Raw genomic sequence first — 18198 nt, forward strand, 5'->3', positions numbered from 1 at the left:
TCGGTTCTCTTTATTATTTACTAACTGCTGCTTTCACGGCGGCACCCAGTTCATCCGGATTAAATTTCGCAATGAACTCGTTCGCTCCAACACGTTCTACCATCGCCTGATTAAACACACCACTCAACGAAGTGTGTAATATCACGTGCAGATCCTTAAGATCCGGATTACGACGAATTTCTGCGGTAAGAGTATAGCCATCCATCTCTGGCATTTCGATATCTGAAATAACCAAGGAGATATGATCAAATATGTTTCCATCTGCAGCAAGCTCAACGAGTTTTTCGTAAGCTTCTTTACCATCTTTAACCAGAATGCCCTCAAAACCAATAGATTCCATTGCTCGTTGGACCTGCTTACGTGCAACCGTGGAGTCATCGGCAATCAGCACCCGGCGAAGAATTGGTTTTTCCTGCTCAACTTCAACTTGAGCAATTTCTTCTGCAATATCAGAGCTCATTTGCTCATCAACAGGGGCAATTTCAGATAGAATCTTCTCGACATCTAGAATCTCAACCAACTCGTTATCAATGTTAGTTACCGCGGTAAGGTAGTTAGATTTACCTGCACCCTCTGGTGGCGGGAGAATAGACTCCCAATGCATATTGATGATACGTTCGACTGAAGTCACAAGGAAACCTTGAATTGTCCGGTTAAACTCAGATATCACCACAAAGCAGTTTTCTGGATCCTGTGTTGCCCTGCCGCCAATAGCCAGGCTCAGGTCAATTACCGAGATAGTTTGCCCACGAATATGTGCCACACCGATAACATGTGGGTTAAGATTTGGCATTGAAGTTAACTTGGGACACTGAAGTACTTCCTTCACCTTAAAAACGTTGATGCCATATCGTTGGCGTCCCATAAGACGGAAAGTTAATAACTCTAATCGGTTTTGACCAACCAACTGCGTACGTTGGTTAACTGAGTCCATAATACCGGTCATAACTTCAACTCCATTTCTAACTTCGGTACAAAAATTGATAACCTAATAAGGTTATTATAAAAATAAGAAAACAATGTGAATACCGTAAAGCAGGTTATAGCAAATATGTATATTATCTCTAAGTATAAAGCTTTGTATAAAAAGTTTGATAAATCTATAGGATTTTTCATATTTTTATTTTCGATATCTTGCCATGCCGCAACTCAAGAACAGCTATCGACCATTCAAAAAGCCGCGGAAGCTCACGTAAAAAGTATAATAGAAGTCCCGCATAACGGTGAACTTGTTGCTGAGGCTGCAAATTTAGACTCTCGACTTAAAGTCACTCATTGCCCTTCCGCGCTTGAAGTTTCTTCTTCCAAAAAGAGTAACCGCACAAGCAATGTCACCGTTCTCGTTCAGTGCGAGGAAGATAACTGGAAAGTGTATGTTCCTGTGCGTACCACTGTTTCCCTTCCCCTTGTAACGGCCACTCGCTCATTAACTAAAGGGGAAATCTTAAATAAACAAGATCTTACACTTTCTATGATCACACTCAACGCGTACAGACGGCAAGGCTTTACCGCACCTGAACAGGTGGCTGGAGCAAAATTAAAGCGAAATATCAGAGTGGGCGATGTATTGGAACGCAATGATATTTGTGTTGTGTGCCGAAGCGAAAAGGTCATGATTAAAGCCGTAAAAAACGGATTAGTAATCACGACCAAAGGAACCGCGCTAAGTGATGGCTCGTACGGAGACCAAATTCGAGTAAAAAATGACAAATCGAAGCGCATTATTGATGGTGTAGTCACAGGTATTGCTGAAATAACGGTGTATTTTTGATTCATTTTCCCGCAAACTACCGTTATCCGAGAATTTATTATTTTTGTGAAAAAGTACTAAAGTAATAACGGTACTAGTCGATATTCTGAGTACAAGATTCACACATTAAGCGAATAAGGCTTTTATTATGGCAAGCATTGATAACGTACGCTCAAGCCAGGCAATGACGACCAACCGTAGCCAGGCAAGAGCAGAGTCCGCAGCAAAACAGGATTCAGGAAAAGCTGAATCAAAGGTTAGCTCGGATTCAGTATCACTGAGCCAGCAAGGAAAAGCTATGGGTCAACTTCAACAGCAAATGGCTGCACAACCGAGTTTCGACAGTGCAAAAGTCGCAGCGATTAAAGAAGCAATCGCGAATGGCTCTTATACCGTCGATCCAGAAAAGCTAGCAGACAACATGATTAAGTTTGAAGACGAATTAGGTGGGCTGTCTTAAGCAGTCTGATTCGATATACCATGGCGAAACTTGTTGACCTCCTAGACTATCAACTTCAAAGCGCACGTTCTTTGTACGAACTGCTTGAGGTAGAGAAAGTTGCGATCACTAAAAGAGTTTCTACGGATATCGAACAGGCAGCGAAAGATAAGCTGACTTTAATCACGCAACTGCAGCAAACCGATCAACGAATTGCAACACACCCTGATGCCAACACTCTGAACGAAGATGATAAGTTAAAGGATTTAGTCGAACAGATCCGTTCTCTTATGCAGGAATGTAAACTCGCAAATGAAGTTAACGGCGAAGCACTGCAACGAGCACAACTCAGCTACAACAAACTAAATAATCTGATGCAGCAAACTCACGGAAAGTTTGGCATGACATACACAGCTGGTGGCCAGACTTCCAGTGTTTCAACTCTGGGTACCAACATTAAAGCGTAAACTGAATGATTCGTTTTAGGAAAGCAAAAGCGGCAAATCAATTGCCGCTTTTTTAGTGTCTGGAGATATGGTTATAGTTTTGTTCTGCGAGTAGTTTAGAACAGAGTTTGCTGTCTCTTAGATGGCACCTGCTGTACTTCACCATAATCACGAAGTCTGTCCATCTTAGTGATATCAAGCTCCAGCTCCGTCACATAGCTATCGCCCACAGGATAACTGCGTACTACTTCTGCGCCACGAATAACGCCATCAACTGAGCCAGACGTTAGCTCTGTACCCAGGCGTTGATCCTGCATATTGGCACGACCGCTTACTCGCATACCATATATCTGCTCGGCAAGCTCCCGGTATGCATCTATCTTTGAGGCACGCATAGCTCGAACACGCTTTTCCTCATCATTGTTGCCTTTCTGCTCGCTAACACTCGCGTATCCAACTGCACGCAATACATTGTCATCCTGCATAGGCTGTAGAGGTTGGCAACCAGCAGCAATCAATACAAACGCTAAAATCAGTAACTTTTTCATCATTAACTCCTGCGGCCTTAGTTGCGTAAGATAATCGTCTTGTTCGATTTATTAGGATCGGAACGAATAATCAAGCCATCCTGAGTGCGAATCGTGTTCATCGTGTCCAGATCCAGGCCAACTCGATCCGCAGGGAGGAAACCTTGTGCCGTTGCCACAACAATACGGCTTTGAAGCCCAACGACGCGAGCATTTACGATTATACCGCCCTCCTGACGTAGCATCGTCCCTGTAAGAACAAACTGAATTTGTTGTTCTTGCATTAGGTCATTCCAGTCACGGCTAATAGCAAAATCACCCTGTTGTGTCACCCGAATAGAGCCAGTTGTCTTAAAGTCGACCACCTTAAACCCACGCTGCTGTAATTGATGGATAAAGGCTTCAGATACGGTATTACCCAACCAGTTCGTCGAGTCCATATGCTGCAAATCTACAAATGAGGCTACTGCTATCGGTGTTCTTGCCGATATACTGGTGTTGGTGACGACTAAATCTTCCGTCATGCTTTCTACAAAGAAATCCAATGTATGGCGCGGATTTTCATAGAGCATGAACCGGCTTCCCGTATACGGTTCTTTACCGTTATATATTGGGGAATAAGCGCAAGATGCCAGTAGCATCGTTGTTGCGACTATAAACCATTTTTTCATTATCTCGATCTCCAGATATTCTCAGGTGTTAGTGTTCCCTTTGGTTATCTCTCTTTAACTCTTTTGGAACAATCCTTGCTTTCCTATAATTGCACTAACAGAAAAACAACACCGAAATCAGTTACAGAAAAACAAAGCAAAAACTATACCCAAAATGGTAATACGCAGATGAAGAAAATTATCACCCACTACTTACTGTACATTTTATTGTTTATATTCAGCAAGTTAAGTTATGCCGAATGGTATGAGGTGAATGGAAATGCAACATTTATATCATCTGAAGAGACCGCAAGAGTCCATGCGCTTGAAGATGCTATTTACCGAGCAATGAAGTATTCCGGCGCTGATATAGGAACACTTAGTAACCTTCGTCCCTTCCTTGAGCAGAACAGAAACGAATATCAGTTTACCAACCACGAAGTACGCTATATCAGGGTGTTAAGCCAGGAAGCTAAAGATGGTCGAATGTCCCTGAGGGTTCAATTAGACATATATCCATCGGCAACAGGTTGCCATGTAGATCAGTACAAAAAGACATTTCTGGTTGGAAACGTCGATATTGCGTCACCACAGCAAGCTGTAATGGGGCAAGTTTACAAACTAGGTGACGATTTCAGCCATGTAGTGAACCGCCAGCTCGATCAGGAGTCCATCAGCTTTGTTTCCGTAGGCACCACCGATTACGAGATCAATAAAAACCAGCCTGAAATGCTTAAGATGATAGCTCAGGATGCTAATGCACAATACATCATAGGTGGTGTAATCACTGACTTAACCGCGACTATCGAGCAAAAGCTCCTTGGAGATGACTTGGTAAACCGCCAGTTTGCCCTGGAAATGCAAATATACGACGGTAAAACCGGGCACGAGGTGTATAACCGCGCCTACCGTGAAGTAGCAAACTGGCCATTTCCAAGAACCAGTAAAGTTGATACACGAAGTGCCCGTTTCTGGGCTTCAACGTACGGTGAGATGCTGTTAAGAGTGACCCGAAACATCATGCTTGATATGGAAACGGAGCTGTCCTGTAAGATAACGTTGCCAGAAGTAATTGCGGTGAACGGGGATACGATCACCATAGACCTTGGACGAATCCATGATGTAAATATCGGCGATGTCCTTCAGCTATGGCACACCGCTTCTTTTGTTGATCAACACGGTCTGCCTCGAAATAAAGTATCGCAAAGTGAAATCACTTATACCGTAACCCGGACATACGATCAGGAATCTGAACTTGTTATCAATCAGCCAAATCTGGCAGGAAGTGTTCAGATTGGAGACGTATTACATAAAGAGTTGAATTAACAAAAATAAGAAAGGGCGACACATGTCGCCCTTTCTTATTAGCATAGATCTTATTGTGGTTTACGTTTTAAAGTTACCAGCAAGATGCTGCAACTTTTCGGCTAGCCCTGCTTGCTCTTGCGCAGCTGTGGCTATCTGTTCTCCACTTTGCGCTGTTGCGTGAACACTATCACTAATCCCTTGGGCACTTATTGAAATCTCGTTACTTGCGACGACTTGCTGTTCGGCAGCGGTAGTGATCTGTATTGCCATATCAGAGATACTATTAATCGCATCGACAACGGCACTCAATGTTTGCTGAACTTCCTGAGACTTATCTACGCTCACCGCGACCTGAGATTTAGCATCATTCACCTGCTCAAACGCATTATCACTGTCTGATTGAAGCTTCTTCACCATATTTTCGATTTCTAGTGTCGAGCTCTGGGTTCGTTGTGCAAGAGACCTAACTTCATCGGCAACAACGGCAAATCCTCTCCCCGCCTCACCCGCACGAGCTGCTTCTATTGCCGCATTTAGCGCGAGCAGGTTAGTTTGCTCTGCAATTCCCTGGATAACGTCAACCACACTAGAAATAGCACCACTACTTACGTGCAACTCATTGATAGTATTTGTCACTGAATCTATTGTATCGGATACATTTCCAATCGAGTTAGTAGAGTCATCTACCGATTTGCTGCTTTCAGAGATTAACTGATTCGCAGCATTCGCCTGTTCAGAGGTAACCCTTATATTCTGAGCCACTTCCTGTATGGATACGCTCATCTCTTCCATTGCAGAGACAACCTGCAACACCTGTCCCTGTTCTTTCTTTAACGTCTCAGCATTCTGTTTTACCGTCAACGTAGACTCTTCAGACGCTGCTGCAAGCTGTTCGCTTGAGGTAGCGATCAAATGAACCGCACTGGTGAATTCATCCAGCATCTTATTCAGGTTTTTCGCTATGTTGCCTAGTTCATCTTCATCAATTGCCCTGCTTCTGGATGTCAGATCTTTGGTTGATGCGAGCTCCAGAGTACTATTGAGACAATTTACTTGTTTGTTGATGCCTCTAGCCATTCGGAAACTTAAGATTGTTGAACAACTAACAAGGACAAGAGAAACAGCAAGGTAGATCCAGAATAACTTCTTTTGCTCGGCAACAATATTTTCAGACAGAATGAGTATCTCTTCGGTAAGTAGCTCCTCCTGAGTCTTAAGTAAGTTAATTCTTCGGGTTGAAGCGGCGAACCACTCTTCTGCACTTTGGTTTAGATCACCGGAAAACGCTTTTTCTCGATAATTTGCTACTTCTTTAAATGGGGTCTCGGCAGTTAGCTTCTTATATGACTGAGCATGTGCGTCTGTTGCATAGACAAGGAAGGTTCCCAGGTAACTGTTTTGTTCGCTCACTAAGGTTACAAACTTCTTAAACATTCCCGGACCAAACTCACCACGTCCAAATGAATTGGTCAGTACCGCGCGTTCAATACCTGCGCGCTCTTTACCTTGCAAAAACTCATAATAAGCAGCTAAAGCCCGACTAATATCGGCGATACTGGAAACCCCTACAGCTTTGCCCGGAACCGATAACAGGTGTCCATTTAACGTGGTGTAATAACTTAATGCTTTACCGATTGGTGTTGAAAGCGAAGTAATGCCGCTTCTCATCGATTTGATGTCTGATAGCATTCGGTTGGCCGTTTCAACCACCGACCACAGCTGAGGATACTTTTGCAAATCTGATTTATTTTGAGAGATATAGCTTTCTAAATCTGCCAGCCTTTTATCTGTTTCTTTCCTCTGACTAGGCAACTTATCACCAAATTTTTTGCCTTTTGAGCCAATATAACCAGCTGACATACCTCTTTCTTTTTGCAGCTCGTGAACCAGTCTACTGTTATATGCAGACAATTCTACAAACTGATAAATAACACTTGCCGAGTTTTGTTTTTCCTTAACTCCTAAAACCTGAGCTCCAGAAAAATAAATTACCGCAATCAAAATTGGAGCAACTACTGCTATTAGTTTCTGTCTGACACTGAGCCGCATAATTTAATCCATCTTCAATAAACAACCACCTACCCCATTATAGGTAGGAGTATCTGGACAACTATTACCCAAAATGGTTATAGATTAATCTGGGTTCACAAATAAACAAAACACCACCAAAACACTAACATATTCAACACATATCGCTTTCAACTTGAGCCAAATAATAAAGCCTTAATTTAAGCAATCAGGGGGAAACTGGTTAACTCCTAACCATTTGATATAGATGGCATTCACAGCACACTCAAATTAGGTTAGAATCTTTTCCGACGTCCCCATAGTTCAACTGGATAGAACAGTCGCCTCCTAAGCTAGCTTTATTATATATTGATATTAATAAACATATTCTTATAATAAAAACCAATATGAACCATTACTGACTAAATATATTAAAATCAAACAGTTAGACTTATAAATCCTAGTAAATATTGTTCATTACTCCTAATAAAAACCACTTTTAGAAAAAGTCCATAAAGCACTATATATTGCACTATACACTCTAATGCGACTACAATTCTCATCTATAGAGAAAACGGGGTGATCGAGTGAAAGCAATAAAGGCATCAGAGTTTGACTTAGGGGACTATCTACCGAGCCACAAAGTTATCTACAAAGATGCAGACAGAACAACAGCAATCATGCTGCAACAGAAAGCGGAGCGGAAATTTAACTTTAAAGATAGTGATATCAAGAAACTTCCTTTACTCACAGAAGGCTCTATCGATCTGAGGGATACGGGGGTTGATTCGGAGTTGGCTGAAGGTGCAACTTTGATACTGAGAATAACCAAGACTAAGAAGGCGTTTTATCCCATTCTCACTAAGTATTATAAAGGTCATAAAAAAGGCATCATGGGGAGTAAGATTGGTGACTGGGTACAAAAGCCTAACAGTAGCCATTTTCCTACTGGTTCTACCAATACAAGAAAAGCTCGTGAAGCTCTGTATGCACTTGTTGAAGAACAAAAGCTTTTAAGCAGGGAAAGTCATACCTTTAGGAAGATGACTATTCGTAGCTATATAGAAGGTGGTTACTACACGGCTGACCGTGAGCGAAAGCCGATGAAAAATAGCCACTTCAATCCACCAACAGATGACACCATTCGTGCACTTTTAAATCAGTTCCCCGATCATCTGGATAGAAAGATTGGCGATGTTGAGGAGCTGTGGGTTTATGACTTAAAAGCAGCCTGGCAGGCCAGAGGGGTATCTACAGGCACGATGCGAGGCTACTACGCCATGTTCAATAGCCTCTTTAACATTTGTCACTCTATGGGGTATCTGACTAAGAATCCTATCGACAATCATTACTACCTCTTCCCAAGAAATCCAGAGCCAACACCACAGGAGCTGGAGAAAAAGGTTTTCAACTGGAACATTCATGATGTCGTTGAATTTATCTTTTCTGATGAATTTGATGTGCGTTATAGGGAGCAAAAACCACGCTCTGCTAATCCAATGGGAAAAATTATTGTCGCCTCGTGTGTATTAGCTGGTATCCGACCTATAGAAGCTCGACGGAATCTGGCTAGCAACTATGATGTAAGTAAAGAGACCATTGTCATTCCTGCTGGCGTACAGAACAAGACTAAAACTGGCCGCCTAGTCCAAGTACCGCACGATATATTCTGGAACGAAGTGAAAAAATATAAGAAGACGCTCTCAGATCAAAGCGGATTTATGTTCCCATCGAATGCATCAAAAGATGGTTACGTATCTCAATCCGTATACCGATATCACTGGACAACGCTTCGCCAGAAATTTGGTTTAGATGATGATGCCTTCCTATATCACAACCGACATACTTTAGCCTCGCGACTGAAAACAGTATCAGGAGGAAGCCAGCTATCGGCTACAACGCTGGGTGATAACGAGTCAACTGCTAATCGTTTTTATGCGGCTAACAGCAGTGAACACGCCAAAGGCATGATGCAGGCCGTTTATGATTCTTCAACGAAAGCTGTTGAACCGACGGAAACGAACCTCCGTATTAGCTCCGCTGTTTCAGAAGATGCAAAAGCAACGGTTAATGTTGAACTAAGTACCTTACCAAAAGCAGTAAGACCCTTGTTTAATCAGTTCTTGAACGGCAAGGTGCTACCTGACAACGGAGGGCTATTTGCGGAACAGTGGCAGAAATTCGTTTCTGTTGTGAGACACATGCGTGAGAGCAAAGATCTTGGTGCCGATGTCGATATCTGGCTGATGATGCAATAGCCAGCAAAGCTAATCTAAGCTTTCTGTTAGTGTCTTGGTACATGCTGCTGTTTTAGACTTACACTTACAATTTAACTTGGAAGTAGAGTCAACTACTGCACTTAGATCTACAGGGATTTTGGCTAACTCAACCGTAAATCCTTTGTTTTGGATTTCCCGAGCGTGATGCCGAAGATTTACTTTTGAAAAAAACGGTATGTGTATGTCACCTTGTCGGGACTGTATTATAGCTAGAACTATTTTGTGGACTCTATTTCCTGATGGTGAAAAGTTAAAACTAAGATAAGTGTCCTCTAGGTGTTCTTGTACTTGAGGAATAACTTCAGGGCAGTTTAGCATCATATCCAAGCCATTTGTTGCTTGTGCGAATAAGTGGCTTAATACACTGCTACCACCATAATGCTTTACGTGAATAATACGATTACACTGCGTAAGTAAGTCGCAAAACTCGTAGTTTTGTTTAATGTCTTTTTGCCTAACCCAATGTTGATCGAGTACTGCTATCTGCTCTTGGTCAGCTATACGTCTTAGATAACAGCACTCACGTTTATCTTTATAAGGTCTATCGGCAAACCCTGCCCAACGAGGCAACATATCGAAGTAAGATTCGACCTCTTTTGCAAAGGACTTTTTGACATGATACCAGCGCCCATCATTGAGAACATACTTTAGTCCCTTGTATTCGAGTTCACCATTCAAAGCGTCAAATAAACCTATTGAATCTATATGTTGTTCATCACCATTATAAAGGCATATTTCTTTTGTTTTGAGGGCATTTATAGAAATTGATGTTTTATTCTTAAATGGTGCTTCAGCGAGAAATGTTTCTAGCTTTAGCTCTGGATGCTTGCAAGGTATACCATTTCTAATTGACTTTGCAGAATAAACAAAACCTGAAAAGTCGTGATAATCTATTATTTTAGGTGGGGCAAGCCAGAAATCATCAATATCACTAGTATTAAACTTATCTACTAACATTGATTCAAGATCTTTGATTATGTCGGGGTCTGTTTCCAGCCCTATGAATTCAGCCCATGGGTATTGCTCCTTATAATTATCACTAAAATATGCAGATACTAATCTGTCCGCTATATCGCGGAACTTGTCAGGCTCTATTTCAGTGTATAGAGAGACAGAATCGTTTCCTGATACCATCTCAAGTTGTTCATCATTTCTACTAACAATCGCAGTAATTGATTTTAAAATTTCATGATCGAATTCAAAATCAAAATCCTGAATTCCAGAGTTCATTGCAACTTGGGATCGTGTATTTCTGGCAACTCTCTCAAGGGTAGATTTGTCTACGGATTTAAGTTGCTCTGGGTCTCCCAAATTCATTGAAACTCTCAACCCAAATCCACGTTCAATTGAGTTTTTTTCAATTAAGCTTCTACCATGACCAAAAGTGAACACGACATAACGATCATCTACCCTTACAAAAAAAGCCCCCTTAACTGATTTTTGCTTAAAATGAAGGTCACTCACGCTGTAGTCTGCAAAAAGTGACGCCCATTCTGCTTGACTAGTTTGGCTAGAAAGGCAAAGAACTAGGTCGTCAGTCATATCTTCATTTTTATAATGAGTAGTGAATTTTTTTTTGTTGTTCTGGATATCCTGTATTAACAAACCTTCTTTGCTCAAAAAAGCTACAACATTCCTTTTCACCACCACTCCAAGCACACAACCATATGAACGTATGAGTATATAGTTTATCCCAAAATCAAGGTCTGAAGTAGTTTTGTACAGCATATCGCCACTAGAGTTCTACTCACATCTAGTTCTAAAGAGCGATAATGCTTATGATCAATTTGTGATTAGCTAGATGTTACACATACGCAAGCTGTTGGGAGGGTCTTTTGATGAAAACTCAAACAATTAGTCTACCCAAGGTGATATTGCTATTTACGTATGTAACCTGCTGATATAAAATAAATTCCGTGTCCCCATAGCTCAGATGGATAGAGCGTCCCCCTCCTAAGGGGAAGGCCGTAGGTTCGACTCCTACTGGGGACGCCATTTTAAGCTATCCACCTGATTTAACTACAGTTTATCGTATGAAAAAAACCTCCATAGGTGGAGATTTTTGTTGTATTTATTAATTTTTTGGTTTCGGCAGCATGAATGTGTCGGATTTTAGATAGTACTTAATCTGTAGCTTCTGTTTCTCGGTGTGGTTGAAACCATTCCTTATCTCTACTGGCTGCGCACTACTTTTTACCAACCTGTTATCTTCAGACCACCATCGCTTTCGTGTTTTCTTTTGTAGACATTCATCTTCATAGTAGTAGTTCTTCTTTTTGTACATGTCGCTTATTGGCCTCGCTCCTTCGATTGGAACTGCATCAGCTTCGCTGTACACAGGGACGGTTTGCTCTCTGGCGTAGTACGTCCCCTTCTTGTATCTGTATCCGCGCTCAAAACGCAGAGGATATCGTTTTTCTTTCTCTAGCCATTGCTTAGCCGTCATGATGTTGTCGTTGCCTCTAAGCAATGCTGGATTTTGTCTAAGCGCTTCAAGTTCATGAGATAGTGCATCTGTTTTGTTAAAACAAGTCATTGGTTGTCCTTTTATAATTCTTTGACTTGTCGTAATTAACTCACGTATTTAATTATCATTCTATACTAGGAAATGGATATTTTGGTTTTTTTGTGATTTTATTTAAAATTGACCTAATAAGGTTTATTTTGTTGCCTTTTCTAAGTAGGTCGCTTTGTAAAGCGGCCTACTTTACCTGCTTGCTCTGCAAGCAGAATTGAACGATGTGTACCTCGTTCACCTGTGCAGGTGGAAGTTTTTCTCTTTTTTTAAGCTAAAATAAATGAGGATGATTTGATATGACTGAGAGAGCTTATACCTGTTAGTATAACTAATAAGTTAGTCGGTTTTTAAGGCCTTGTCAAGCATTTTATTTTGTTATCTGTATGATTTATAAAGTATAATAGATATTTGGCCACTTGTCAGATGTGATGTTTACCCGCTAAGTATCGGGGTGTTCTATCTATCGAGATAAGCATAGTAACCGACTATGCTTATCTTCAGCCATCGTGCCTCGGTTCAGATAAGCGTCGGTTGGGGACTTCATCCCCAAACCCCTGATTACTTTTTTCTATTGTATTTTCAATACAATAGAAAAAAGTTTCATGTATACTTAAAAGAATATTATTTGTAAACTATTATCAATAAATACATGATGTTATAATATTAAAAATAATAAAAATAACGTTATGAACTCATATCAACTTATACATCTTGAAATTTACAACAACAACCCATCAAAACCTGCAAAGCCGTCTATGTATTGCATCGTCAACGAAGCAATGCGAGTGGATAGATTCTGTCCCCATGTTTACCAACCTCAAACACCAGAGATACTCTTTGGCTTAGATCCCCGAAAGCTTCCTGATATTGCTATTGAGCGCTCAAAGATGGCTAAGGACAAGAAAGGCAGGAAAGTACGTAAAGATGCGCCTTTGCTATTGGCTGGCGTTATCAGCATTCCTGCTGAATCAGATATAGACTTTAAGAAGTTTTTGTCTTTGTCACTTAGGTTTTTAAAACACACCTATGGCCAAAATTTAGCGTCTGTTGTTCTGCACCTTGATGAAAGCCACCCACACTTACATTTCTATGCAATACCGAGTCTTAAAGACGGTGGTTTCTCTATGGCTGAAATTCATCCTGGCATTAAAGCCAGAAGTGAATGCGTAGGAAAGGGCTACTCGGAGAAAGCGAATGCATATAAACAAGCCATGAGAGGTTATCAAGACATGTTCTACGCTCAAGTTGGCTCAAAGCTGGGTATGACAAGACTTGGCCCTAGGGTACAGCGTTTGACGCGCAAACAATGGAAAGCACAACAGGCTCAAGCTCAGGCGCTATCTGCTAAACATTTTGATTTGATTAAACGACAGAGGAAAATTAACGCAATACAAAAGTCTGTTGAAGCCGCAAAGAACGAGATCCAACAGCGTGAAATAAAACTGACACAGATTGAAAAATCAGCGTTCTTTCAAAATAAAGAAAAAATGAAAAACGACTATCTGAGAAAATGCCTTTCTAATAGCGAGAAAGAGTTAGCACACTTTGGTGAGCATGCAGAAGGTTTAGAAATCAAAAATTCTGCTTTTCTAAAAGAGCTTAAAACCCTAAGAAAAGACAATGAAAGCTATCAACGAAAGTTTGATGCCATGTCTTACAAACTTTCGCTTAAAGATGAATATATTCTTAAACTAAAACAACAACGTAGAGATAATAATCATGAAAAAGCAAATTCTACATATACATCAAATTATTACAGCTATTAAAGAGCTGTCACCTGCACCTGAACGGGGGTTTATCCGCCTTATCTGGGCGATCATTGAGCATGCGGTAAGACAATCTCAAAAAGGAAAGGCGGAGGAAGCGAGCATCGCTAATGATATCCGCGAGTTTATTGGTTACTTAAACGATAAGTATCCGCTCGAAGCGGATGAGTTTGAAGGTTATGAAAACTACTTTAAGCCTGAAGACCACATTCGTTAATCAAAAAATTTAGCCATTCTCTGTTTGAGTGGCTAATAATTCATCATATATCCATTACTGCTTTTTGAAACAGGTAAACGAGAACGGCTATTATAGAAGTGTTGAAGCGCATTGGGGAATTGCGCACTCCTTTTAATTAACTATAAGAATTATAAGTGATGATTGATATTAACCATACAAATCTCGCCGAGATCGAGGAGTTTCTTACACCCTCCAGCAACCCCATCCGCATAAAAAATCTCGGTAACGATAACATTCGTTTCTTGCTTGATGATCTCCAGCCACGCCTAGACACCGTCTTAAATCGCCCTGATCAGAAAGGGATACAGGTTGTTCTGACAGTTCCGAAGAAGGCGAAGAAAAAAGCTAAACATTTAACTTGTGAGCGGTTTCGGCATGGATGGGAGATTGTTGATATTTTTTATACCGACCCCAGCAGTAAAGATATCAGATTCACAAACCTAGGTAGCTTTGAACACCAGATTTCTAGCAAGCTTTCGAAGAACGAAGAGCAGCAGGTGTTTGATTTTTAGTGTATTCGCCTAGATTGTCGTTGGCTATAGATGATGTGCGCCGACGGTAAGGAGTAGAGGATTGCCCTAAAGCACTTTGCCCCAAAGTGTTTTTACTGGTTTAAATCATTTATTTTCTAATGCTCAACTAATTATTTTTCTCGCGAGCCATGTACAATAAGCGAAAAAACCATGCGAGGCTTAAATGGAAATAAAGGATTTTATAGGTAAGTACCGTAACCACCCTGTACTGTTTGTTGGTACTGGTGTCAGTTTGCGTTATCTCGAAAACAGCTTTACATGGGATGGTTTGCTAGAACATATCGCATTGGAGTGTACTGGTAACATAGAGGCGTACCTTGATATCAAAGCAAAGTCTCGTGTTGATGGCAAGTGTGACTACACGCAGGTAGCGGGTAAGTTAGAGGTCATCTTTAACCAGACATTGGAGGAAGATAGAAATGGCAAGTTTGAGCATATCAATGACATTTTCTATGAGGAAATGGCAAAGGAAAACTATCTAAGTAGATTCAAGATTTACATAGCTAGTTTGCTGTCTGAGCTGAACTATCGTGAAGGGATGTTAGACGAGCTTGCGGAACTTAAAAAAATAAGGAAAAACATTGGCTCTGTAATCACTACAAACTATGACAGTCTTATAGAGGATGTGTTTAGCTTTGAACCTTTAGTCGGTAACGATATCCTTTTGAGTAATCCGTACGGCTCAGTTTACAAAATTCATGGATGTCATAGTGACGCGTCAAAGGTCATTATTACCGATAAAGACTACGACGATTTTAACGAGAAATACGAGTTAATTCGAGCGCAGTTACTTTCTATCTTTATTCATAACCCGATAATATTCCTTGGTTATGGAATCGGTGACGATAATATCAAGAGCTTGCTTAAAACTGTGTTTACGTATGTTGAACCTAACTCTGATGATGCTAAGCGGATTCGTGATAATTTCTTGCTGGTAGAGCATGACGCTGGCTCGATGTCTCATGAGATTAGCGAACATGATATTGATCTTGAGGGTTTTGCTACCACTATTCGCATTAACAAGGTTAAAACCGATGACTTTGGAGAGATTTATCGCTCACTATCGGACTTAAACCTGCCTGTATCTGCGATGGACATCAGGAAAGTGCAAAGCGTTGTAAAAGATATCTATAGTGGTGCTAATACTGATGGCTCGAGCATTGAGGTTAACATTACTGAGGATATCGACTCTTTAAACAATAACGATAAGATACTAGTTATCGGATCAAACAAATCTATTAGATATGAGCACAAGAACGCTGCTAGCTACATGACCGATTATTTTGACATTATAGAAGAGTCGAACCACCAGTTATTACAGCTTATTGATAAAATTAATATTTCAATTCAACAGTGGTTTCCTATCTATGCCTTTGACAAAATTAATAGCACACTGGCAAAAGCAGAGACTTTAAAGACTCAGCAAGTAGCTAAAATAGAGGGGCATTTAAGGACATTGCCTTGGGTGGAAGAGCTTGCTCATACATCTGTTGATGAAATCTTCGCTGATGATTGTATAACTCGAACGCGGAAAATAGACGCGATTATCTGGTCTTTGTGGAATGATCAAATTCCTTTTGATGAGGTAGAGGCAGTATTGCTTGGGATGCCAAACAAGAAAGGTACTGACTACCGACGATTGCTCTGCACGTACGACTACAAAAAGAACTTGTAACAGAACCCGCCTAGAGCGGGTTTTTCTATACGATAGCTTACGTTCCCGAAATCGCTTCTCTGCTAATAATATGTATTATTTCCGACTAGATCTGACAGGTTACCCAAATCGGTTTTGCCGCAAAATTAGTTAAACGCTGTACTCATTCGATGCAGGTAAACAATGCCTTAGCGTCTAGAACACTCTGTGATCAGTGCATGGTTATGCATATTGGCATTCCGATAATATAGAAATAGTCCAATAAAAGCTGGTGCCTTTACACACGAGCGAGCATAAGGTTAGGTAGCCATGTCAACTAAAGAGTTTCTCAATAATAAAGTCGGGCAGGTTTTTGATGATTTTATCACAGCAAATCAGTGGTGTTCATTAAACGGAGCAGACTTATCCATCGATTCGTATGCGGATATCACATATCAGCAAAAGTATATAATTAAGTATTTTTCCGCATATTTTTGCGAATATTATGAAATGTATGAGGATTTTTTCGCCGATTTCGAAGGTGACCGTGTAAACATTTTGTCGATCGGCTGTGGGTCGGGTATTGATTGTTATGCATTAAATAGAGTGTTGATTGATAAAGGTATTGGCGTCGATATCAACTATAAAGGCTTAGATTTTGTTGATTGGAGCTACCGACCAGCGTTTGGTTGGGCAACCTTTAAAAAGGTTGTATCAGCTCGCTAGGAGCTTCAGACTTACAAGACGTAGATCTGATAGTTTTTCCGAAGTCACTCACGGAACTAAGTTATGAGCATCGTTGCGACTTCGCTAATTTATTAGCGAAAAGTAATAGAAAACAAAATGTCTATTTTATAAACACATATGTTACAGACTACCCTGCTGAGTCTTCTCATGTGGACGGGTTAAGTCAGTTCGGTACAATTAGTAACATTCTTCAGCAAAGTTCATTTACGCCTTCAACTGATCCAAGTAGGTACTTCTACAAAACAAAGCATAATGAATGGCTTGGGTATAGCTATGATTTTTTTACTATTCCAGATAAAGTTGTTCCAAATGTGAGTAGCTTGAAATCACAGTGTACTAACAATGGCAGTCAGAGTGACTGCTCGTCTTGTTCAATAGATTTTTACCCTATATTGAAGGCAAACTACCTAGCATTTAATATGCTGAAATTTGAGCGAAAAGTATGATCATTAGCGTTAGTCGTAGAACTGATATACCAGCTTTTTATACACCATGGTTCATGAATAGAGTTCGTGAGGGTTTCTTATTGACTAGAAACCCTTTTAACGCCCATCAAGTTAGAAGGGTTTCTCTGTTACCAGAAGACGTAGAGCTTTTTGTCTTTTGGACTAGAAACCCTGCTATGTTAATGAAGCATCTTAATGAGCTAGATTCTCTAGGGTATAAATACTATTTCCAGTACACGGTTACTGCCTACCCCAAGCAACTGGAAACTAGAGTTCCCCGCCCCCACAGGGCTATTGATACTTTTGTAAAGCTAAGCGACAGGATAGGTGCCGATAAAGTTATATGGAGGTATGATCCCATACTGTTGTCCAACCTAGTTGATATAAATGAACACAAGCGAGTATTTTCTAAAATTGCATCAATGTTGGCAGGCAAAACCCATAAAGTTGTAATTAGCTTTTCTGACTTTTACAAGAAGACGGAGAGAAATTTAAACCTAATTGACGGTCTGACATACGCTGATATAACTCAGATGCCAGATGAGCTAAACGAGTTGTCTAGCTACATGGCAAGAGTTGCAAACGAACACGGGATGAAAATAGAGAGCTGTGCAGAAGAGATTGATGTAGAGTCATTTGGAATCAAACATGGTAAGTGCATTGATGATCGCTTGATAAAATCAGTGTTTAACTTAGATGTGAGCTCTATCAAGGATAGTGGTCAGCGAGAAGCCTGTGGTTGTATAAAAGTATTGATATAGGCATGTACAATACATGCCTTCATGGCTGCTCATACTGCTATGCTACTTTTAATGAGAATGTAGTTATGAAAAACAAAAATCTCCATGACCCCAAAAGCCCCTTTTTAGTTGGGGGTACAGAAGGTATCGATCCGAATCTACTATTGGCAC

At 40.6% G+C, this 18198-nt stretch carries 17 protein-coding genes and 1 tRNA gene; 12 read left to right on the forward strand and 6 right to left on the reverse strand.

From position 1 onward, the window contains the following. Nucleotides 1-13 precede the first annotated feature (13 nt). Nucleotides 14-946 carry a chemotaxis protein CheV gene (locus P7F88_RS23155; protein WP_277828719.1) on the reverse strand — a complete coding sequence of 311 codons (933 nt, stop codon included), beginning with the start codon at nucleotides 944-946 and terminating at the stop codon, nucleotides 14-16. A 105-nt stretch (nucleotides 947-1051) separates the two neighbouring features. Between P7F88_RS23155 and flgA the strand changes: the two genes are divergently transcribed. The 3 genes from flgA to P7F88_RS23170 all read left to right on the forward strand — a co-directional run bounded on the left by flgA (nucleotide 1052) and on the right by P7F88_RS23170 (nucleotide 2656). Then, a complete protein-coding gene (flgA, locus tag P7F88_RS23160; RefSeq protein ID WP_277829261.1) occupies nucleotides 1052-1771 on the forward strand; it encodes a flagellar basal body P-ring formation chaperone FlgA in 720 nt (239 codons plus the stop codon). A gap of 127 nt (nucleotides 1772-1898) precedes the next feature. Beyond that, nucleotides 1899-2210 (forward strand): flagellar biosynthesis anti-sigma factor FlgM, encoded by a 312-nt coding sequence (gene flgM / locus P7F88_RS23165; RefSeq protein WP_277828721.1) that lies wholly within the window; start codon nucleotides 1899-1901, stop codon nucleotides 2208-2210. A 20-nt stretch (nucleotides 2211-2230) separates the two neighbouring features. After that, complete coding sequence (locus tag P7F88_RS23170) at nucleotides 2231-2656, forward strand: flagella synthesis protein FlgN (RefSeq protein ID WP_277828723.1); 426 nt, start codon at nucleotides 2231-2233, stop codon at nucleotides 2654-2656. 95 nt (nucleotides 2657-2751) lie between these two features. Here the strand turns inward: P7F88_RS23170 and flgP are convergent, their stop codons facing one another. Together flgP and P7F88_RS23180 are read right to left on the reverse strand one after the other, a co-directional pair. Beyond that, complete coding sequence (gene flgP / locus P7F88_RS23175; protein WP_277828725.1) at nucleotides 2752-3183, reverse strand: flagellar assembly lipoprotein FlgP; 432 nt, start codon at nucleotides 3181-3183, stop codon at nucleotides 2752-2754. Nucleotides 3184-3200: 17 nt separating this feature from the next. Further along, nucleotides 3201-3833, reverse strand: coding sequence for a FlgO family outer membrane protein (locus tag P7F88_RS23180; protein WP_277828727.1), 633 nt, complete (start codon nucleotides 3831-3833; stop codon nucleotides 3201-3203). Between the two features lie 168 nt (nucleotides 3834-4001). Here P7F88_RS23180 and P7F88_RS23185 point away from each other — a divergent pair, with 168 nt between their 5' ends. Further along, complete coding sequence (locus tag P7F88_RS23185; RefSeq protein ID WP_277828729.1) at nucleotides 4002-5138, forward strand: flagellar assembly protein FlgT; 1137 nt, start codon at nucleotides 4002-4004, stop codon at nucleotides 5136-5138. A gap of 60 nt (nucleotides 5139-5198) precedes the next feature. Here the strand turns inward: P7F88_RS23185 and P7F88_RS23190 are convergent, their stop codons facing one another. Continuing rightward, nucleotides 5199-7169 carry a methyl-accepting chemotaxis protein gene (locus P7F88_RS23190; protein ID WP_277828731.1) on the reverse strand — a complete coding sequence of 657 codons (1971 nt, stop codon included), beginning with the start codon at nucleotides 7167-7169 and terminating at the stop codon, nucleotides 5199-5201. Nucleotides 7170-7714: 545 nt separating this feature from the next. Between P7F88_RS23190 and P7F88_RS23195 the strand changes: the two genes are divergently transcribed. Continuing rightward, on the forward strand, nucleotides 7715-9385 hold the full coding sequence (locus P7F88_RS23195; protein ID WP_277828733.1) for a site-specific integrase: 1671 nt from the start codon (nucleotides 7715-7717) through the stop codon (nucleotides 9383-9385). A 9-nt stretch (nucleotides 9386-9394) separates the two neighbouring features. Here P7F88_RS23195 and P7F88_RS23200 read toward each other — a convergent pair whose 3' ends face one another. Next, nucleotides 9395-11134 (reverse strand): TIGR04141 family sporadically distributed protein, encoded by a 1740-nt coding sequence (locus P7F88_RS23200; protein ID WP_277828735.1) that lies wholly within the window; start codon nucleotides 11132-11134, stop codon nucleotides 9395-9397. Nucleotides 11135-11324: 190 nt separating this feature from the next. Here P7F88_RS23200 and P7F88_RS23205 point away from each other — a divergent pair. Further along, nucleotides 11325-11401 (forward strand) — tRNA-Arg (locus P7F88_RS23205). Nucleotides 11402-11480: 79 nt separating this feature from the next. Here the strand turns inward: P7F88_RS23205 and P7F88_RS23210 are convergent. Next, entirely contained in the window at nucleotides 11481-11942 is a 462-nt protein-coding gene (locus P7F88_RS23210) for a hypothetical protein (RefSeq protein ID WP_277828737.1), read from the reverse strand. 668 nt (nucleotides 11943-12610) lie between these two features. On the opposite strand from P7F88_RS23210, the gene P7F88_RS23215 reads away from it, so the two are divergent. The 6 genes from P7F88_RS23215 (at nucleotide 12611) to P7F88_RS23240 (ending at nucleotide 18048) form a co-directional block, all read left to right on the forward strand. Continuing rightward, on the forward strand, nucleotides 12611-13690 hold the full coding sequence (locus P7F88_RS23215; RefSeq protein WP_277828739.1) for a plasmid recombination protein: 1080 nt from the start codon (nucleotides 12611-12613) through the stop codon (nucleotides 13688-13690). Next, nucleotides 13644-13907 carry a hypothetical protein gene (locus tag P7F88_RS23220; RefSeq protein WP_277828741.1) on the forward strand — a complete coding sequence of 88 codons (264 nt, stop codon included), beginning with the start codon at nucleotides 13644-13646 and terminating at the stop codon, nucleotides 13905-13907. The genes P7F88_RS23215 and P7F88_RS23220 overlap by 47 nt, the downstream gene beginning before the upstream one ends. Nucleotides 13908-14062: 155 nt before the next feature. After that, complete coding sequence (locus P7F88_RS23225) at nucleotides 14063-14440, forward strand: hypothetical protein (RefSeq protein WP_277828743.1); 378 nt, start codon at nucleotides 14063-14065, stop codon at nucleotides 14438-14440. A 184-nt stretch (nucleotides 14441-14624) separates the two neighbouring features. After that, nucleotides 14625-16136, forward strand: coding sequence for an SIR2 family protein (locus tag P7F88_RS23230; RefSeq protein ID WP_277828745.1), 1512 nt, complete (start codon nucleotides 14625-14627; stop codon nucleotides 16134-16136). A gap of 288 nt (nucleotides 16137-16424) precedes the next feature. Continuing rightward, complete coding sequence (locus P7F88_RS23235; RefSeq protein ID WP_277828747.1) at nucleotides 16425-16820, forward strand: hypothetical protein; 396 nt, start codon at nucleotides 16425-16427, stop codon at nucleotides 16818-16820. A gap of 520 nt (nucleotides 16821-17340) precedes the next feature. Continuing rightward, complete coding sequence (locus P7F88_RS23240; RefSeq protein WP_277829262.1) at nucleotides 17341-18048, forward strand: DUF1848 domain-containing protein; 708 nt, start codon at nucleotides 17341-17343, stop codon at nucleotides 18046-18048. Nucleotides 18049-18198 lie beyond the last annotated feature (150 nt).

Origin of the sequence: Vibrio hannami, assembly GCF_029589055.1 — a bacterium.
Lineage (GTDB): Bacteria > Pseudomonadota > Gammaproteobacteria > Enterobacterales > Vibrionaceae > Vibrio > Vibrio hannami.